Annotated in this window: 17 protein-coding genes and 1 tRNA gene; 13 read left to right on the top strand and 5 right to left on the bottom strand. The window is 67.6% G+C overall.

The genetic code is table 11. The features are described from left to right. The first annotated feature begins 266 nt into the window (after positions 1-266). The 11 genes from ileS (at position 267) to K2Y56_RS11935 (ending at position 10,771) form a co-directional block, all read left to right on the top strand. Positions 267-3,308 carry an isoleucine--tRNA ligase gene (gene ileS, locus K2Y56_RS11885; protein ID WP_292507594.1) on the top strand — a complete coding sequence of 1,014 codons (3,042 nt, stop codon included), beginning with the start codon at positions 267-269 and terminating at the stop codon, positions 3,306-3,308. Positions 3,309-3,439: 131 nt separating this feature from the next. Next, positions 3,440-3,691: a type II toxin-antitoxin system ParD family antitoxin gene (locus K2Y56_RS11890; protein ID WP_292507595.1), complete on the top strand. Its 252-nt coding sequence runs from the start codon at positions 3,440-3,442 to the stop codon at positions 3,689-3,691. Further along, positions 3,688-3,978, top strand: a complete 291-nt coding sequence (locus tag K2Y56_RS11895) for a type II toxin-antitoxin system RelE/ParE family toxin (protein ID WP_292507596.1) — start codon at positions 3,688-3,690, stop codon at positions 3,976-3,978. The genes K2Y56_RS11890 and K2Y56_RS11895 overlap by 4 nt, the downstream gene beginning before the upstream one ends. Next, positions 3,975-4,466 (top strand): signal peptidase II, encoded by a 492-nt coding sequence (gene lspA, locus K2Y56_RS11900; protein WP_292507597.1) that lies wholly within the window; start codon positions 3,975-3,977, stop codon positions 4,464-4,466. Before K2Y56_RS11895 ends, lspA begins: the two co-directional genes overlap by 4 nt. A gap of 177 nt (positions 4,467-4,643) precedes the next feature. Continuing rightward, positions 4,644-5,294, top strand: coding sequence for a hypothetical protein (locus K2Y56_RS11905; protein ID WP_292507626.1), 651 nt, complete (start codon positions 4,644-4,646; stop codon positions 5,292-5,294). 132 nt (positions 5,295-5,426) lie between these two features. Beyond that, entirely contained in the window at positions 5,427-6,821 is a 1,395-nt protein-coding gene (locus K2Y56_RS11910) for a pitrilysin family protein (RefSeq protein WP_292507598.1), read from the top strand. Positions 6,822-6,889: 68 nt separating this feature from the next. Beyond that, entirely contained in the window at positions 6,890-8,182 is a 1,293-nt protein-coding gene (locus K2Y56_RS11915; protein WP_292507599.1) for a pitrilysin family protein, read from the top strand. A gap of 86 nt (positions 8,183-8,268) precedes the next feature. Next, on the top strand, positions 8,269-8,856 hold the full coding sequence (locus K2Y56_RS11920; RefSeq protein ID WP_292507600.1) for a HupE/UreJ family protein: 588 nt from the start codon (positions 8,269-8,271) through the stop codon (positions 8,854-8,856). A 99-nt stretch (positions 8,857-8,955) separates the two neighbouring features. Next, complete coding sequence (locus K2Y56_RS11925; protein ID WP_292507601.1) at positions 8,956-9,729, top strand: ferredoxin--NADP reductase; 774 nt, start codon at positions 8,956-8,958, stop codon at positions 9,727-9,729. Next, positions 9,726-10,403 carry a dethiobiotin synthase gene (gene bioD / locus K2Y56_RS11930; RefSeq protein WP_292507602.1) on the top strand — a complete coding sequence of 226 codons (678 nt, stop codon included), beginning with the start codon at positions 9,726-9,728 and terminating at the stop codon, positions 10,401-10,403. The genes K2Y56_RS11925 and bioD overlap by 4 nt, the downstream gene beginning before the upstream one ends. Before the next feature lie 128 nt (positions 10,404-10,531). Next, the gene (locus K2Y56_RS11935; RefSeq protein WP_292507603.1) at positions 10,532-10,771 is read left to right on the top strand and encodes a hypothetical protein; all 240 of its coding nucleotides are present in this window, start codon (positions 10,532-10,534) and stop codon (positions 10,769-10,771) included. 264 nt (positions 10,772-11,035) lie between these two features. Here the strand turns inward: K2Y56_RS11935 and K2Y56_RS11940 are convergent. Beyond that, a tRNA-Lys gene (locus K2Y56_RS11940) sits at positions 11,036-11,111 on the bottom strand. A 107-nt stretch (positions 11,112-11,218) separates the two neighbouring features. Next, positions 11,219-12,784 carry a 2-isopropylmalate synthase gene (locus K2Y56_RS11945; RefSeq protein ID WP_292507604.1) on the bottom strand — a complete coding sequence of 522 codons (1,566 nt, stop codon included), beginning with the start codon at positions 12,782-12,784 and terminating at the stop codon, positions 11,219-11,221. A 485-nt stretch (positions 12,785-13,269) separates the two neighbouring features. Here K2Y56_RS11945 and K2Y56_RS11950 point away from each other — a divergent pair, with 485 nt between their 5' ends. Next, positions 13,270-13,755 (top strand): SRPBCC family protein, encoded by a 486-nt coding sequence (locus K2Y56_RS11950; protein WP_292507605.1) that lies wholly within the window; start codon positions 13,270-13,272, stop codon positions 13,753-13,755. Positions 13,756-14,001: 246 nt separating this feature from the next. Further along, positions 14,002-14,322: a hypothetical protein gene (locus K2Y56_RS11955; protein WP_292507606.1), complete on the top strand. Its 321-nt coding sequence runs from the start codon at positions 14,002-14,004 to the stop codon at positions 14,320-14,322. Here K2Y56_RS11955 and K2Y56_RS11960 read toward each other — a convergent pair. From K2Y56_RS11960 to pdxY, 3 genes are read right to left on the bottom strand one after another with little or no spacing between them, the layout of a single operon-like run. Continuing rightward, entirely contained in the window at positions 14,313-15,038 is a 726-nt protein-coding gene (locus K2Y56_RS11960) for an NUDIX hydrolase (protein WP_292507607.1), read from the bottom strand. The two genes, K2Y56_RS11955 and K2Y56_RS11960, sit on opposite strands and share 10 nt — an antisense overlap. Next, the gene (locus K2Y56_RS11965; RefSeq protein WP_292507608.1) at positions 15,031-15,927 is read right to left on the bottom strand and encodes a PhzF family phenazine biosynthesis protein; all 897 of its coding nucleotides are present in this window, start codon (positions 15,925-15,927) and stop codon (positions 15,031-15,033) included. The genes K2Y56_RS11960 and K2Y56_RS11965 overlap by 8 nt, the downstream gene beginning before the upstream one ends. Positions 15,928-15,959: 32 nt before the next feature. After that, positions 15,960-16,808, bottom strand: a complete 849-nt coding sequence (gene pdxY, locus K2Y56_RS11970) for a pyridoxal kinase PdxY (RefSeq protein WP_292507609.1) — start codon at positions 16,806-16,808, stop codon at positions 15,960-15,962. Positions 16,809-16,921: the final 113 nt, after the last annotated feature.

Below are 16,921 nucleotides of genomic sequence, written 5' to 3' on the forward strand. Positions count from 1 at the left end.
GGCGACAACGGTCGAGCTTGTAAAAAGTCCCATGGCTCGCTCTCGGGGCGAGGACGGACTGCTCCGCGCCGCGCTGGCCTCGCCTCGCCGGCACTGCTAGAGGTCGCCTCATGTGCGCTGATGGTGATCCGCGCGGGCCAGGCCGCCCGTCACGAATTACAAGCCCGGCCTCCGCCTGAGGATCCGCGAGTGCGGCCCGTCGGATGCCGGGGACGCGTGAACGAGAGCCCGCTTCACCTCTGCGCCAGAAGATCCCAGACAGTCCCATGACCGATTCCAGCCCCGCCCGCGACTACTCGCAGACCCTGTTCCTGCCAAAGACCGAGTTCCCGATGAGGGCCGGCCTGCCGACGCGCGAGCCGCTGTTGCTGGAGCGATGGGCCGCCACCGGACTCTACGGACAGATCCGGGCGAAGGCGGCGGGCGCCCCGAAATTCGTGCTCCATGACGGGCCGCCCTACGCCAACGGCAACATCCATATCGGCACGGCGCTCAACAAGATCCTCAAGGACGTCATCGTCCGCTCCCAGGGCGCCCTCGGGTTCGACGCCAACTACGTGCCCGGCTGGGACTGCCACGGCCTGCCCATCGAGTGGAAGATCGAGGAGCAGTACCGCGCCAAGGGCCGCAACAAGGACGAGGTGCCGGTCATCGAGTTCCGCCAGGAATGCCGAACCTTCGCCGGCCATTGGCTCGACGTGCAGCGCGAGGAGTTCAAGCGCCTCGGCGTCACCGGCGACTGGGACCACCCCTACGCGACGATGAGCTTCCCGGCCGAGGCGACCATCGCGCGCGAGCTCATGACCTTCGCGATGACCGGCCAGCTCTATCGCGGCTCGAAGCCGGTGATGTGGTCGGTGGTCGAGAAGACCGCGCTCGCCGAGGCCGAGGTCGAGTACGAGGACCATGTCTCCGACACGATCTTCGCGGCATTTCCGGTCGCGAAAGTGAAAGGCCTTAAGGAGATTGTGGGTGGCCCTCCAACGGAGACCTCTGCGGATTACTTCGCAGAGGTCGATGATCTACGGCGGGACTTGAAGGCTTCAAGGGTCGTTATCTGGACCACCACGCCTTGGACCATGCCGGGCAACCGTGCGGTCGCTTATTCGAAGCGCGTCGCTTACGGGCTCTACCGGGTTACCGCTTCCGCTGAGGGGAACTGGGCGAAGGTCGGTGACACCTACGTCCTAGCCGACAGTCTAGCGGCAAGCGTTTTCGGCGCGGCCCGCGTCGAGGGGTTCGCACGGGTTCGGGACGTTTCGACGGCCGCGCTTGCGGTCCTCACTGTAGCTCATCCTCTCGCCGGCCAATTCGGGGGTGGCTACGACTTCGAGGTTCCCCTCCTTGAAGGCGACCATGTCACCGACGAGGCCGGCACCGGGTTCGTGCACACCGCGCCCGGCCACGGGCGCGAAGATTTTGATATTTGGATGACGTACAGTCGTCGCCTGAGTGCGCGCGGGATAGAGACCCGCATCCCCTACACGGTCGATGCCGACGGCGCCCTCACCGAGGAAGCGCCCGGCTTCACCGGCAAGCGGGTGCTCACCGACAAGGGCGAGAAGGGCGATGCCAACAAGGCCGTGATCGCGGCCCTTCAGGAGGCCGGCACCTTGGTGGCGCGCGGCACGCTCAAGCACAGCTATCCCCATTCCTGGCGCTCGAAGAAGCCCGTCATCTTCCGCAACACGCCGCAATGGTTCATCGCGCTCGACAAGCCCGTCGCTTCCCTCGACGGCCGGACTCTCCGTGACGTCGCGCTGAAAGCCATCGACGACACCCAGTGGGTGCCGCCGCAAGGAAAGAACCGCATCAACGGCATGGTGGCGAACCGCCCCGATTGGGTTGTCTCGCGCCAGCGCGCCTGGGGCGTGCCGATCACGGTCTTCGTGAAGCGCGGCACCAGCGAAGTCCTGCGCGACGAGGCCGTGAACACCCGCATCGCCGCGGCCTTCGAGGCCGAAGGGGCGGATGCCTGGTTCACGGATGCCGACGGCGCCCGCTTCCTCGCGCCTGACTACGATCCGGCGGAATACGAGAAGGTGACGGACGTCCTCGACGTCTGGTTCGATTCCGGCTCGACCCACGCCTTCGTCCTCGACGATCCGGCCCAGTTCCCGGGTCTTTCCGGCGTGAAGCGCAGGCGCGACGGCGGCGCCGACCAGGTGATGTATCTCGAAGGCTCCGACCAGCATCGCGGCTGGTTCCAGTCCTCGCTGCTCGAATCCTCCGGCACGCGGGGACGGGCGCCCTACGACATCGTCCTGACCCACGGCTTCGTCCTCGACCCCAAGGGGCTGAAGATGTCGAAGTCCAAGGGCAACGTCGTCGCGCCCCAGAGCGTGATCAAGGATTCGGGCGCCGACATCCTGCGCCTGTGGGTGGCCGCCTCGGACTACACCGACGACCTCAGGATCGGGCCGGAGATCATCAAGACCTTCGCCGAGACCTACCGCAAGCTGCGCAACTCCCTTCGCTGGATGCTCGGTTCGCTCGCGCATTTCGAGCCCGGCCACGAGGTGCCCCACGGTGAACTCCCCGAGTTGGAACGCCTGATCCTGCATCGACTCGCCGAGCTCGACGGCGAGATCCGCGAGGCGTTTCGCACCTTCGACACGAAGCGCGTCGTGGCGCTCCTCAACGGCTTCATGACGGGCGATCTCTCGGCCTTCTATTTCGACGTGCGCAAGGACGCGCTCTACTGCGATCCGATCTCGTCGCCCGTGCGCCGCGCCGCCCTGCAGGTCATCGACGAGACCTTCCGTCGGGTCACGATCTGGCTGGCGCCGGTGCTTGCCTTCACGGCGGAGGAGGCCTGGCTCGACCGCTACCCGTCGGAGGACGGCTCGGTTCACCTCCAGACCTTGCCGGAGACGCCGGCCTCCTGGCGCGACGAGGCGCTGGCCGCTCGCTGGCAGAAGATCCGCAAGGTGCGCCGCGTCGTCACCGGTGCGCTCGAGATCGAGCGCGCGGCCAAGCGCATCGGCGCGAGCCTGGAAGCGGCGCCCGTGGTCCATGTGTCCGATGCCGACCTGCGCACGGCGCTGGACGGCGTCGATTTCGCCGAGATCTGCATCACCTCCGGCATCCGCATCGAGGCGGGGGAGGGGCCCGGCGAGGCCTTCCGCCTCGAAGACGTCCGCGGGGTCGCGGTGGTCCCGGCCCTGGCCGAGGGCCGGAAATGTGCCCGCTCCTGGCGGGTCAGCCCCGAGGTCGGAACCGATCCGGATTACCCCGACGTGACGCCCCGCGACGCCCAGGCCCTGCGAGAATGGGATGCGCAGCATGGCGGGGTAAGCGCCGCGTGAGGCGCGGGTCCCTTCCCTACAAGGAGGAGGAGAGTCGGACGAGAACTCCGACGGTTTCACGAGCATTCCTACACGTGTATCGTTGACAATCTTTGCCAACGTCTGACAGGCTCCGCGTGAGAGGTTCAGCGATGGCGACCATGAACGTGTCCCTGCCCGACCCGATGAAGGAGTGGGTCGAAGCCCGCGCCCGCACCGGCCGGTACAGCAACGCGAGCGATTACGTGCGCGACCTGATCCGCCGGGACCAGGAGCGCGCCGACCGGATCGCGGACCTGCAGAAGCTGGTGACCGAGGGCTTCGAGAGCGGCGTGAGCGGCCGGTCGAGGGACGAGATCGCCCGGCTGTCGAGAGAGATGGCAGCCTCCTCCCGACGGGCATGACGTGGCGGACCACCCATCGGGCGGACCTCGACATCGCTGGCATCTATGTTCACGGCGAAGCGACGTTCGGCGTCGGCCAAGCCGAACGGTACCAGAACGGTCTGTTCGAGGCCTTCGATATGCTGACGGAGAACCCGCGGCTCGCCCATGAGCGCACGGAAATCACCCCGCCGGTCCGCCTCCATCCCTATGGCGTCCACGTCATCGTCTACGCGCTTGAGGACGCAGGAATCCTGATCGTACGCGTTCTACACGGCAGGCAGGATTGGGAGCGCTGGCTGTCATGACCCCCTTCCGCCTCGGCCTCGCGGCCCTCCTCGCCACCCTCGCCTTCGACCAGGCCTCGAAGCTCTGGCTCTATTTCGGCACCGACCTCATCCTGACCCAGCCCTGGCGTCTCGGTCCCTATGCCGACCTCATCGTGGTCTGGAACCGGGGCATCTCCTACGGGCTGTTCCAGCAGGACGGTGGTTTCGGCCGCTGGCTGCTCGTCGGCATTTCCATCGTGGCGGCTTCTGCGCTGATCGTCTGGATGCAGCGGGCCGGGTCGCGGATTCTCGGCCTTGCCCTCGGCCTCGTGGCCGGTGGGGCGATCGGCAACGCGATCGACCGGGCTGCCTACGGTGCCGTCTTCGACTTCATCCACCTGCATGTCGGCGACTGGTCCTGGTACGTCTTCAACGTCGCCGACGCGGCGATCGTCGCGGGCGTCGTCGGCCTCGTCCTCGACAGTCTCAAGCCCGCTCGCGTGATGGAGAAACCTCCGAACGTGTGATCCATAAACCACAGCGCGGATTCATCGCCGCCCCAGGGTGGTGCGGTGCGGTCAAGGCGCCATACCTTCGCCTGAAACCCGGATCAGGCCGTGGAAGCCGGATCAGGAATGCGCGAGAACGCGACTGAGCGGCCCCCGATGACGGGGGGCGCGGACCGGACGGGATGGTGGGGTGACATGGCCGGGCATCGCAGGTTCCTTCTCAGCATCGGCCTGATCGGCCTGTCTCTCCCGGCTCCCGCGAAGGCCGAGCAGGGTGTGTTCCTGCGCGATGCCCTCACGAACATGGGCCTCGTCGAGGCTGAGCGCCCACCGATCACCTATCGCGAACGCGCTCCGCTGGTGATGCCGCCCAAGCTCGACGCCAAGGCCGTGGCGCTGCCGCCGCCCCGCTCGGTCGAGGCCTCGCCGCAATGGCCGAAGGACCCCGAGATCGTTCAGCGCGAGCGGGCGGCGGTCGAGGCGAGGAAACCGATCGTGCGCGGCGCGCAGGGGCGCATGGACGACAACAACATGACCCTCTCCATCGACGAGATGCGGGCCGGCCGCCGCGCCGGGGCGCAGATCCCGACGGAGAACACCTACAAGCCCGGCGACAACAAGGACTCGTTCTGGTCCAACCCGTTCAGCTTCATGACCGGCGGGCCGGAGAAGACCGAGCCGGTCGACGTCGCTCCGACTCGCGACGTCTTGACTCAGCCTCCGACCGATTACCGCCGGCCGCCTTCCAAGATCGCCCGGTCCAACGGCGATCCGATCAACAATCCGAGCCGCGAGCGCGAGGAAGCGGATCCCGGCGCCTATATTCGCGGTCAGAGCCGCTACTGATTTCCTGACCTGTTGCCGGCGCGAGACGGGCGCCGGTACGGGATTTGCCCCGATGAGGCGCCCTTCGGGTGGTGCCGAGGGGCGTCTGCCATGCATCCGGCCCGTCTGGCGCCGCATGCCAAGGGATCTTCCATGCATCTGTTCCGGAAGGACACGCCCGCCCTGTTTCCGAGGCCCTCGCATCCCAGCGCGGGACGGGTCGAGGCTGCTCCGTTCGGGCGGTCCGAGGCGGGCGGTCCGGAGGTCGGCGCCTTCACGCTGGATAACGGCCTCGAGGTCGTCGTGGTGCCCGATCACCGCGCGCCCGTCGTCACCCACATGATCTGGTACCGCAACGGGTCGGCGGATGATCCGCTCGGCCAGTCGGGCATCGCCCACTTCCTCGAACACCTGATGTTCAAGGGCACCGAGAAGCATCCGATCGGCGACTTCTCGAAAGCCGTCTCGGGCCTCGGCGGCCAGGAGAACGCCTTTACCAGCTACGACTACACCGCCTATTTCCAGCGCGTCGCCCGCGACCATCTCGGCACGATGATGGAGTTCGAGGCCGACCGCATGACCGGCCTCGTGCTCGAGGATGCCGTGGTGGGACCGGAGCGCGACGTCGTGCTCGAGGAGCGCCGCATGCGGGTCGAGACCGATCCCTCGGCCCAGCTCTCCGAGGCGATGGCGGCCTCGCTTTTCGTCCACCACCCCTACGGCATCCCGATCATCGGCTGGATGCACGAGATCGAGGAGCTGAACCGCACCCACGCCCTCGATTACTACAAGCGCTTCTACACCCCCGAGAATGCGATCCTGGTGGTGGCCGGCGACGTGACCGCGGATGAAGTCCGGCGCCTCGCCGATGCCAGCTATGGCCGCGTCACCCCGCAGGGGTCCCGTCCGGTCCGGATGCGGGCCCGCGAGCCGGAGCCCAAGGCCCTGCGCCGCATCGCGGTGGCCGACCCGAAGGTCGAGCAGCCGACCCTCCAACGGCTCTACCTGACACCGTCCTGCATCACCGCCCGCGACGGCGACTGCCATGCCCTCGAATTGCTTGCCGAGGTCCTGGGCGGCGGCTCGACCTCCTACCTCTATCGCCAACTCGTCATGGAGCAGGGCGTCGCGGTGAATGCCGGCGCCTGGTACATGGGCTCGGCGATCGACGACACCCGCTTCTCGGTCTACGCGATCCCGGCCGAGGGGGTCAGCCTGGAGCGGCTCGAGGAGGCGGTCGACCGCACCCTGCGCCGGGCGCCATCCGAGGCTCTCAGCGCCGAGGCGATCGAGCGGGCCAAGACCCGCCTCGTCGCCGAGACGGTCTACTCCTCGGATAGCCAGTCCTCCCTCGCCCGCATCTATGGATCGGCCCTCGCCATCGGCGAGACGATCGAGGAAGTGCGGCGTTGGCCATCCGATATCGAGGGCGTGACGCGCGAGCGGCTCGTCGCCGTGGCCGAGCGCTACCTCGTGCCGGCCCGCTCCGTCACCGGCCATCTCACCAAGGCCCGCGATCCCGACGCCGCCCTGATCTCCGGGCTCTGAGGATAGCGCGACCGACATCCCGGCTGCGGCCCCGAGCCGCGCCCCCGACGAGACACAACGAGGTTCCCATGAACTCAGTCCAGGTCGAGCTGGCCGATACGAGCAGCGCCACGTCGCCGACGATGGCCCTGCCGGTTCCCACCGCTCCCGGCATCGAAGCCTGGCACGTGGAATCCCCTGTCGTGCCGCTGATCGCGCTCTCCTTCGCCTTCGAGGGCGGCGCGGCGCAGGACCCCGAGGGCAAGGCCGGCGTCGCGCAGATGCTGGCCCGGCTCCTCGACGAAGGCGCGGGCGACCTCGTCTCCGACGCGTTCCAAGAGCGTCTGGCGGCGCGTGCGATCGAGATGAGCTTTCATGCCGGCCCCGACGCCATCGGCGGTTCGCTCAAGATGCTGGTCAAGCATGCGGACGAGGCGATCGACCTGCTGGCCCTGGCGCTGGCCAAGCCCCGCTTCGATCCGGACGCGATCGAACGCGTGCGCGGCCAGACTCTGGCGGGCCTGCGCTACCAGCAGAACGATCCGGGCGTCATGGCCTCGCGCCGCTTCTTCAGGGAAGGCTTTGCCGGCCATCCGTATTCCCGGCCGTCATCTGGCACCGTGGAGAGCGTGGCCGCTATCACCCGCGACGACCTCGTGGCGATGCATCGGCAGATCATCGGCCGCGGCGGCCTCAAGGTCGCGGCCGTGGGTGCCATCGATGCCGCCCGCCTCGCCGATGCCCTGAACCGCGCCTTCGGCACCCTCGACGAGGCGGGGCCGCTCAAGGTCGTGCCGCAGGTCCAGGTGCAGGATCTCGGCCGCCGCGTCGTGGTCGATCTCGACGTGCCGCAATCAGTGATCCGCTTCGGCATGGGTGGCGTGGCCTGGCGCGACCCCGACTTCATCCCGGCCTATGTCCTCAACCACATCTTCGGCGGCGGCTCCTTCACGTCCCGCCTGTTCCAGGAAGTCCGCGAGAAGCGGGGCCTCGCCTATTCGGTCGGCACCTCGCTTGTCAGCCACCGGGCCAGCGCGATGACCTGGGGCTACACCGCGACGAAGAACGAGCGCGTCGCCGAGGCGATGACGGTGATCTCCGAGGAACTGCAGCGCCTCATCGCCGAAGGCCCCACGGACGACGAGCTGCAGAAGGCCAAGGACTATCTCACCGGCTCCTACGCCCTCGGCTTCGACACCTCGACCAAGATCGCCCACCAACTCGTGCAGATCGCCTTCGAGGGTCTTGGCATGGACTATATCGGCCGCCGCAACAGGCTGGTCGCCGAGGTGACCCAGGCCGATATCCGCCGCGCCGCCGCCCGCACTGTCGCGGATGGACGGATGCTCGTGGTCGCCGCCGGCCGGCCGACGGATTTCTGAGGTCGGCCGAAGCCGGAACGGCGGGGGTCTTGCTTGCTCCCCGACGATCCTTCGACTCCGACCTTGCCAAGGGAACTCGAGCCCGCATGAAGACCGCCTCGCGCCTGCTGATCGCCCTGGCTGCCGCCCTCGCGGCGGGGCCAGCCCTGGCCCATTCCGGCCACGGTGATGCGCACGGTCTCGCGCACGGGTTCCTGCATCCGCTGATGGGCCTCGACCACGTGCTCGCCATGGTCGGCGTCGGCCTCGTGGCCGCTAAGATCGGCGGACGGGGAATCGTGCTGGTCCCGCTCGCCTTCCTGGGCATGATGGTGGTGGGCGGCATCCTCGGCGCCACGGGGTATGGGTTGCCCTTCGTCGAGATCGGCATCGCGCTCTCCGTGCTGGGTGTCGGCCTCGCGCTGGTCTCTGCGCTTTCTCCCCCCCTTCTCGTCGCGACGGCTGCGGTCGGTCTTTTCGCCGTGTTCCACGGCCAGGCTCACGGCACCGAGATGCCTGAGACCGCTTCGGGGCTGATCTACGGTCTCGGTTTTGTCGCGGCGACGGCTCTCCTCCATGCCGCCGGCCTCGCACTCGGGCTTGGCTTCAGGCGGATGACCTCCGACCCTGCCTTGCGCCTGACCGGAGCCGGCTTTGCCGTGGCCGGGCTCGGCCTCCTCGCCGGCGCCGTCTGAATCAGGCGCAAGGGTGATGTGACGCCGGCTCGGCTTGACGCAGCGCCACCACCTGCCAAAAGACCACCACGAAAAAGCAGAGGTTCTGATCGGTCGGCGATGAGCAAGTTCAACGAAGAGCGCGTCCTCTCCGTGCACCACTGGACGGACACGCTGTTCTCGTTCCGCACGACGCGGGACCCCTCGTTCCGCTTCCGCAACGGCGAGTTCGTCATGATCGGCCTCGAGATCGAGGGTCGTCCGCTCCTGCGCGCGTACTCGGTGGTCTCGGCCAATTACGAGGAGGAACTCGAGTTCTTCTCGATCAAGGTGCCGAACGGTCCGCTGACGAGCAAGCTGCAGCACCTCAAGGTCGGCGACCCCATCATCGTCGGCAAGAAGCCCACCGGCACGCTCGTGCTCGACAACCTGCTGCCGGGCAAGCACCTCTATCTGCTCGGCACCGGCACCGGGCTCGCCCCTTTCATGTCGATCATCAAGGACCCGGAGACCTACGACCGCTTCGAGAAGGTGGTTCTGGTCCATGGCTGCCGGCAGGTCTCGGAACTCGCCTACGGCGATACGATCACGCAGGACCTGCCCAACCACGAGTTCCTGGGCGAGACCATCGCGGCGCAGCTCATCTACTACCCGACCGTGACCCGAGAGCCCTTCCGCAACAGCGGCCGCATCACCGACCTGATGACCTCGGGCAAGCTGTTCGACGATATCGGCCTGTCGGCGATGTCGATCGAGAACGACCGCTTCATGCTCTGCGGCTCGCCCGACATGATCCGCGACACCCGCGAACTCCTCACCGGCCTCGGCTACGAGGAAGGCAACCACGGCGAGGGTGGCCATTACGTCATCGAGAAGGCCTTCGTCGAGAAGTGAGCGGACGCGCCGTCTTCGTCGCCGGAGCCGGCACCGAGATCGGCAAGACCTACGTCACCGCGGCTCTGACGCGGCGGCTGTCCGAACAGGGCCGCGACGTCATCGCGCTGAAGCCCCTGGCGAGCGGCGTGCCGCCCCTCGACGATCCCGCCTTCATCGAGAGCGATACGGCGATCCTGCTCGCTGCCCAGGATCTCGCCGTCACGTCGGAGACGGTCGAGGCCTGCTCGCCGTGGCGGTTCTCCGCGGCGCTTGCACCCGACCTCTCCGCCGCGCGCGAAGGCCGGGTTCTCCGCCTCGACGATCTCGTCGCCTGGTGCCGCCACCGGATGGCCGAGGCCCCGGACGGGACGATCGTCCTGATCGAGGGCGTCGGTGGGCTGATGAGCCCCGTCACCGACGGCGAGACCGGGCTGGACTGGCTGAAGGCCCTCGACATCCCGGCGCTCCTCGTCACCGGCTCCTATCTCGGCGCGATCAGCCACACGCTGACGGCCGTGGAGACCATGCGCCACCACGGCGTGCCGCTCGTCGGCGTCGTCCTTTGCGAGAGCCTCGGCGCGCCGACCCCGCCGGAGATGGTGGCTGCCGCGATCGCCCGGCGAATCCCGGTTCCGGTCGAGATCATCGCGCGTGGTGGTCCTTGCCCCGCCCCCGTCGCGGCGCTGATCTGACGTCACCGGTATCGTACGCGATCGCACGTAGGAAGCTTGGCGGCGGCTATTCGGGCGACAACTGACTTAGGCAAATGTGCGGCGAGCCGATATCTGTCCAATGCGATTCGATAGTCGGGAGATATCGCATGATCGCCGATCGGCCCCTGCCTCGGCCTTACAATCTCTTCCTCAGCAAATCCGATATCGGCATCTGCTGTGCCGTCCTGCAGGATGAGCCCGCTCCGACCTTCATCGACGGAGGCGATTGGGAATTCGGCACCGTGCTGGCCCGGACGACCGCGCTGCCGCGAGATTTCAATCGTCGGGCGGCGCAGACGGCGATGAAGATCAACGGGTACTACATTTTCGCGATGCTGCGATCATGAGCGCCAAGGATCCCCCAATGCGCAAGCCGCGTATCGTCCCTGCCTTCGCCGAGATCATCCCCTACTTGATGATCCTATACGGTGGCGCGCTCCTGCTGGCGCTCGTGGCCTGAGCGGCCTCGGCCGAGCGATCGTCACGGAATCCATGCGACGACGGCCGACAATCCGCCTAGACCACGTGCGGAAGCGAGCCACAATCGCGAGGCATCCCGCACCGTGACGCACACAGCCGCCAAGACCGGGGTCGAGTCACGTGAGTGGGAATGGTGGGTGCACAAGGGTTCGAACCTTGGACCCGCTGATTAAGAGTCAGCTGCTCTACCAACTGAGCTATGCACCCATTGCCTTGCGGCAACCGGGGGGACCACCAAGCCGCCCCGTGAGGAGGCGGCTGATAGCAAAGCGGCCGGGGGGTGTCCACCCCCGGCCTTTCATTTTTCCTGATGGTCAGATCCCCAGGGCGTGCTGTGCATGCAGGCGTACCGCCGTGGCCGAGAGCTTGTTCAGGGCCGAGAGATAGGCGCGTGCCGAGGCGACCAGGGTGTCGGGGTCGGCGCCGCGAGCCGTGACGCTGCGCTCGGGCGTCTTCAGGCGCACCGAGACCTCGGCCTGGGCATCGGTGCCCTCGGTGACCGCGTGGACCTGGTAGAGCTCGAGTTCGGCCTCGTGCGGCACCAGGGCCTTGATCGCGTTGAAGACCGCGTCCACCGGGCCGTTGCCGTCGGCCTCCTCGGTGACGGTGCGGTCGTCGAAGGCGAGCTTCAGGGTGGCGCGCTGCGGCCCGCGGGTGCCGGCGATGACAGAGAGCGAAACGAGGCGGATGCGATCGTGCGCGGTGGCGAGGTTCTCGTCGACCAGCGCTTCGATGTCCTCGTCGTAGACGTGCTTCTTGCGGTCGGCGAGCGCCTTGAACCGCTCGAAGGCGTCCTGCATCTGGTTGTCGCTCAGGGCGAGGCCGAGCTCCTCGAGCTTGGCGCGGAAGGCGGCCCGGCCCGAATGCTTGCCCATCACCAGCGAGGTCTTGGCGACGCCGACCGAGGCCGGCGTCATGATCTCGTAGGTCTCGGTGTGCTTGAGCATGCCGTCCTGGTGGATGCCGCTCTCGTGCGCGAAGGCGTTCCGGCCGACGATGGCCTTGTTGTACTGCACCGGGAAGTTCGTCGCGTGGGAGACGAGCTTCGAGGCGCGGGTCAGCATCGTCGTCTCGATGCCGGTCTCGTAGGGCATGACGTCGCCGCGGGTGCGGATCGCCATCACGACCTCCTCCAAAGGCGCGTTGCCGGCGCGCTCGCCGATGCCGTTGATGGTGCATTCGACCTGGCGCGCGCCGCCCTCGATCCCCGCGAGGGAGTTGGCGACCGCGAGGCCGAGGTCGTCGTGGCAATGGACCGAGAACACCGCTTTGTCGGCGTTCGGCACGCGGCTCCGCACCGCCTGGAACATGGCGCGATACTCGTCGGGCGTGGCGTAGCCGACGGTGTCGGGCAGGTTGATGGTGGTCGCACCCATCCGGATCGCCGCTTCGACGCAGCGGCAGAGATAGTCGATGGGCGTGCGGGTCGCGTCCATGGCCGACCATTCGACGTCCTCGACGAGGTCGCGGGCCTGGGCCACGGTCTTGAGGATGATCTCGACGACCTCGTCCTCGCTCTTGCGCATCTGGTGGGCGAGGTGGATCGGCGAGGTCGACACGAAGGTGTGGATGCGCCCGCGCTTCGCCTGCCGCACCGCCTCTCCGGCCCTGGCGATGTCGGCGGGAATCGCACGGGCGAGGCCCGCGATGGTGGCGCGCTTGGCCCGCCGGGCGATCTCGGCCACCGCCTCGAAATCGCCGTTGGAGGCGATCGGGAAGCCCGCCTCGATGATGTCGACGCCCATGGCGTCGAGGAGCTCGGCCACGGCGAGCTTCTCGTCGAGTGTCATGGTGGCGCCGGGGCATTGCTCGCCGTCGCGCAAGGTGGTGTCGAAGATGAGGACGCGGTCGCGCGGCGCAGTCTGGGAAACGGAGGTCATGGCGGGCTTGAGATCCTGTCGTGGCGCGCCGCTATCGATGAGGGCAGCACCGGGGAGATCGAATGACTCGGGGCCTCCTCGAGGGGAGACCTGCCGAATGGAGACCTGCAACGCACCCCTGAGAGCCCAGGCGCCGCGCGCCCGGACGGCCCTCAGGGGCGGATAAGGAGGAGCAGCGGCGACAGGTCGAGGGCGCGGCTCCGCGACGCCGCGATCGCGGCCCCTGCGTTTCCGTGCATGGAGCCGGCGCTGGCCAAGGCTCGTCTCTCCCGAAATCCGCTCCGGCCGGACGAAGGCTGCGTGAGCGTGCGCGAATGGCGCATCCCTAATCCTCCCGGTGAGCCTTGACAAGCATTCGCGACCCTCACGCTTTCGTGCCAGGCCTTGCCGTTTACCGTCTCCCGTCTAGCTCTGACCTGCGTCCTGAAGGACGACGCCGTTTTTAATCCGGCGCCAGAACAAGAACTTTGCGAGGAAACCCCGTGATGCTGCGTAACGCCCTGCGCCTTGGCGCCCTGCCGATCCTCGCCCTCCTTGCCGGCACTGTGCCGAGCTTTGCCATCGACGTCGCGAAATCCCTTGATGTGGCGGCCCCTCCCGCCAAGGTCTGGGCGACGATCGGCGACTTCTGCGGGATCGGCACCTGGCACCCGGCCGTGGAGAAATGTGCTCCCTCGACCAAGGGCAGCGCCATGCTGCGCAGCCTCTCCCTGAAGGGCGGCGGCACCATCGTCGAGTCGCAGACCTCCCGCGACGACAAGGCGATGACCTATACCTATGCGATCGAGGAGAGCCCGCTGCCCGTCTCGGATTACTCCTCGACGATCACGGTGGTGCCCTCGGGCTCGGGCTCGAAGATCAACTGGACCGGCAGCTTCAAGGCCAAGGGCGTGCCCGACACCGTCGCCAAGGACGTGATCGAGGGCATCTACACCTCCGGGCTCGGCGGCATCGCCGAGAAGGCCAAGTAGACCAGAGGTCAAGTAGCAAGAAGGCCCAGCAGTACGAAAATCTCGTCGCGGCCTGAATCGTGGGCTCCCTCTTCCCATGCGAGAGGGAGTCCAACCTTCGTCTCCCATGATTTCTTGCGGCCCCGCCTTCTGCTCCCCCAGATCGCGGCAGCCACCTTTCTGAGATTGACCCCTTCGCCGGCCGGCGGCACAAGCGGCCAAGCTTGATCCTGACGCAAGCCTGATCCTGACGAAGGGGACGATGCCGTGACGATCCGCCGTTCGGGCCTGGCCCTCGCCTGCCTCCTGTCCGCCGCCGCCTGCACTCCGAAGGCGAGCGCTCCGCCGGCTGCCGTCACCGTGGCCCCGGCTCCCGTGGCGCTGCCCCGGGGCGCCGGCTGCGGCCCCGCCATCTCCCGTACGCAGGCGGTGGTGGAGAGCGACGTCGCGACAGGCAATCTCAACCAGCCGGTCGGCGAGAAATTCCAGACGGACCTGCGCGCGGCGGCTGTAGCCTGCGCCGCAGGCCGCGACCGGGAGGCGGCCGGTCTCCTTGCTGCGGCTAAGGCGCGCTACGGCTACCCCTGATCGGGTGGCGCACCCGCGAAGGATCGTCCGAGATAGGCCCGCACGAAAGGCGGCATCCGCTTCGGGTCGATGTCCACCTGATCCCGCACGATAAGAAAGCCGGCGAGTTCCGGGTTTGCTTCCGCCGCGCGGTGCCTTTCCATCCGGGCCAGCAGGGAGCCGGATTCCTCGCCGAACACGATCGGGCGCAGGAAGGCGAGCTGCCGGTCGCCCTCCAGCATTACCCATTCCTGCGCGGAACCCGCCGGTACGGCGAGACCGGTCTCTTCGGTCAGCTCCCGTTCGGCACTGCCGGCGAGATCCACGAGGTCGGATCCGACGATGTCGTCGAGATCGGGCGTGCCGCAGGGGAAATAGGCCTGGCCGGCATTGGCGGTTTGCGCCCCCATGATCCCGAGGAAATAGGCTCCGTCGGTCGAGCGCGGCACGATCGCCGCGAAGGTGTTGCGCACGGCGGGATCGGGCGAGCCGGCGTCCCGATAGGCGATGAACCGGGAGTAGCTCGTCTCGAAGAGGTCGACCTTGCAGGTGCCATCCTGATGGCGCCAGCCGCAGGCGAGAAGGACCCGGCCGTCGAAGATCCCGGTTCGCCCCTCCACTCGTCGTGCCCAATTGCCGGAGATGTATGCCGCTTCGTCCCTCGCCCATTGCCAGTCGAAGGGAACGCGGCGCGCCTCGATCCGCGTCAAGGATGCGATGCGGAACCCGTCAGACACGCAATGTTCCCTCGCTGACGATCACGGCCGAACCGGAGATCTCGACTGCGCGGAGCGCCCCCGATTCGATGCCGATCTGAAGCCCGATATCGCTCGGCCGGCCCATGGCGACGCCTTGCGTAATGGCGACGTCGTGGGTGCCCTCGCCCAGAGCCTCGAACTCCATCATCACGCCAGCGAAGGCCGCCGCTGCGGAGCCCGTGGCAGGGTCTTCGGGAACCCCGAGATGGGGCGCGAACATCCGGGTGAGATAGCGGTGGCCGATCCCCTCGGGATCGACACAGTAGAGGTAGAGCGCGCTGGCTTCACCTAACGCCGCAAGTCCGGCCGGATCGACCCTGGCCTTGTCCAAGGCGTCCGTGGAGGCGAGCGGCACGAAGATGAAGTCGGGGCCGCAGGCATGGCGGCTCGGCTCATGCCGGCCGAAACCGATCTCGCCTGGGCTGAGGCCGAGGGCTATGGCAAGCGCCTCCGCCTCCGGACCCTCGCCGAGATAATCCGGCAGGACCGGCAGGGTGAAGCGCACCCTCCCGCCTTCCTCCCTCGTCTCGACGACGCAGGAGATGACCCCGATCTCCTCCTCCAAGCCGAAAGCGACGGCGTCGGTGAGTTCCGACCGCCCGTCCTGAAGCGCCAGGAGGACGGCCGTGCCGAGGGTCGGATGGCCGGCAAAGGGCAGCTCGCGAGTCGGCGTGAAGATCCGCAGCCGCGCCTTGCGCCGCGTCTCCTCCGGCGGCAGCACGAACACCGTTTCCGACAGGTTGAACTCGGCGGCGATCCTTTGCATCGCCGCCGTGTCGAGGCCCTCGGCATCAAGCACCACCGCGAGCGGATTGCCGGCGAAGGGCGTGTCGGTGAAGACGTCGAGGGTGACGAAGCGGCGCGGCATGGCGTCTCTCTCTCTCTCTCTCTCTGCTGAAGTCAGACCGGTTCCACCGGAAACGTCGTCGTCGGGCTCACGAACTCGTCCTGTGCCGCCACGGTGAGGATCTCGCGTGAGCCGGCTTCCGCGGTTCGGCGCAGCAATCCGTAGACCGAGGCCCCGGCCATGCCGAGGGCGATCGCGGCCGAGTGCGTTCGCAAGTAATGGACGAGAAACAGGGCCGCGATGGCGTCCCCGGCGCCGTTGACGCTCAGGCCCAGCCGCGGCGTGCGCAGGAGCCAGTAGGAGCCGCCTTCGGCAGCCATCAGGTCGATCGCGCCGGATGGCGTGGCGTCGGTGACCAGGGATGTCACAAGGACCACTTTCGGCCCCAGTGCCTGGAGCGCGGCGATCGCGACCTTGGCCTCGTCGAGGGTCCGCGACGTCAGTCCGGAGAGATGGTCGAGCTCGAACTGGTTCGGCGTCGCGATATCGGCGGCCGGCAGCGCCTCGCCGCGCATGAATTCGGGGATGCCGGGCCGGACATAGACACCGCGGTCGGTGTCGCCGATGACGGGATCGCAGCAATAGAGCGCCGCCGGATTGAGGGCGCGTACGGCGCTCACCGCCCGCACGATGGCGGTGCCGATATCGGCCGAGCCCATATAGCCCGACAACACGCCGTCGCAGCCCGCGAGGACGCCGCGCTCGCTGATGCCAGCCACGAGGTCCTCGATCATCGGTCCGTCGAAGACCCGGCCGCGCCAGGCGCCGTAGCCGGTATGGTTGGAGAACTGGACCGTATGGATCGGCCAGACCTCGACGCCAAGGCGCTGCATCGGGAACACGGCCGAGGCGTTGCCGACATGGCCGAAGGCGACGTGCGACTGGATCGAGAGCACTTTCATCTTAGGAGCTGGTCTCGCATCGTCGGAACTGGTCTCGGAAGCGACGTGTCAGGCCCCGCGTGGTAGCGGCTTTTGCAGGCTCGCGCATCCGCGGGCTCGACATGCGCCTTGCC

The organism is Methylobacterium sp. (assembly GCF_019745455.1).
Classification (GTDB): Bacteria; Pseudomonadota; Alphaproteobacteria; order Rhizobiales; family Beijerinckiaceae; genus Methylobacterium.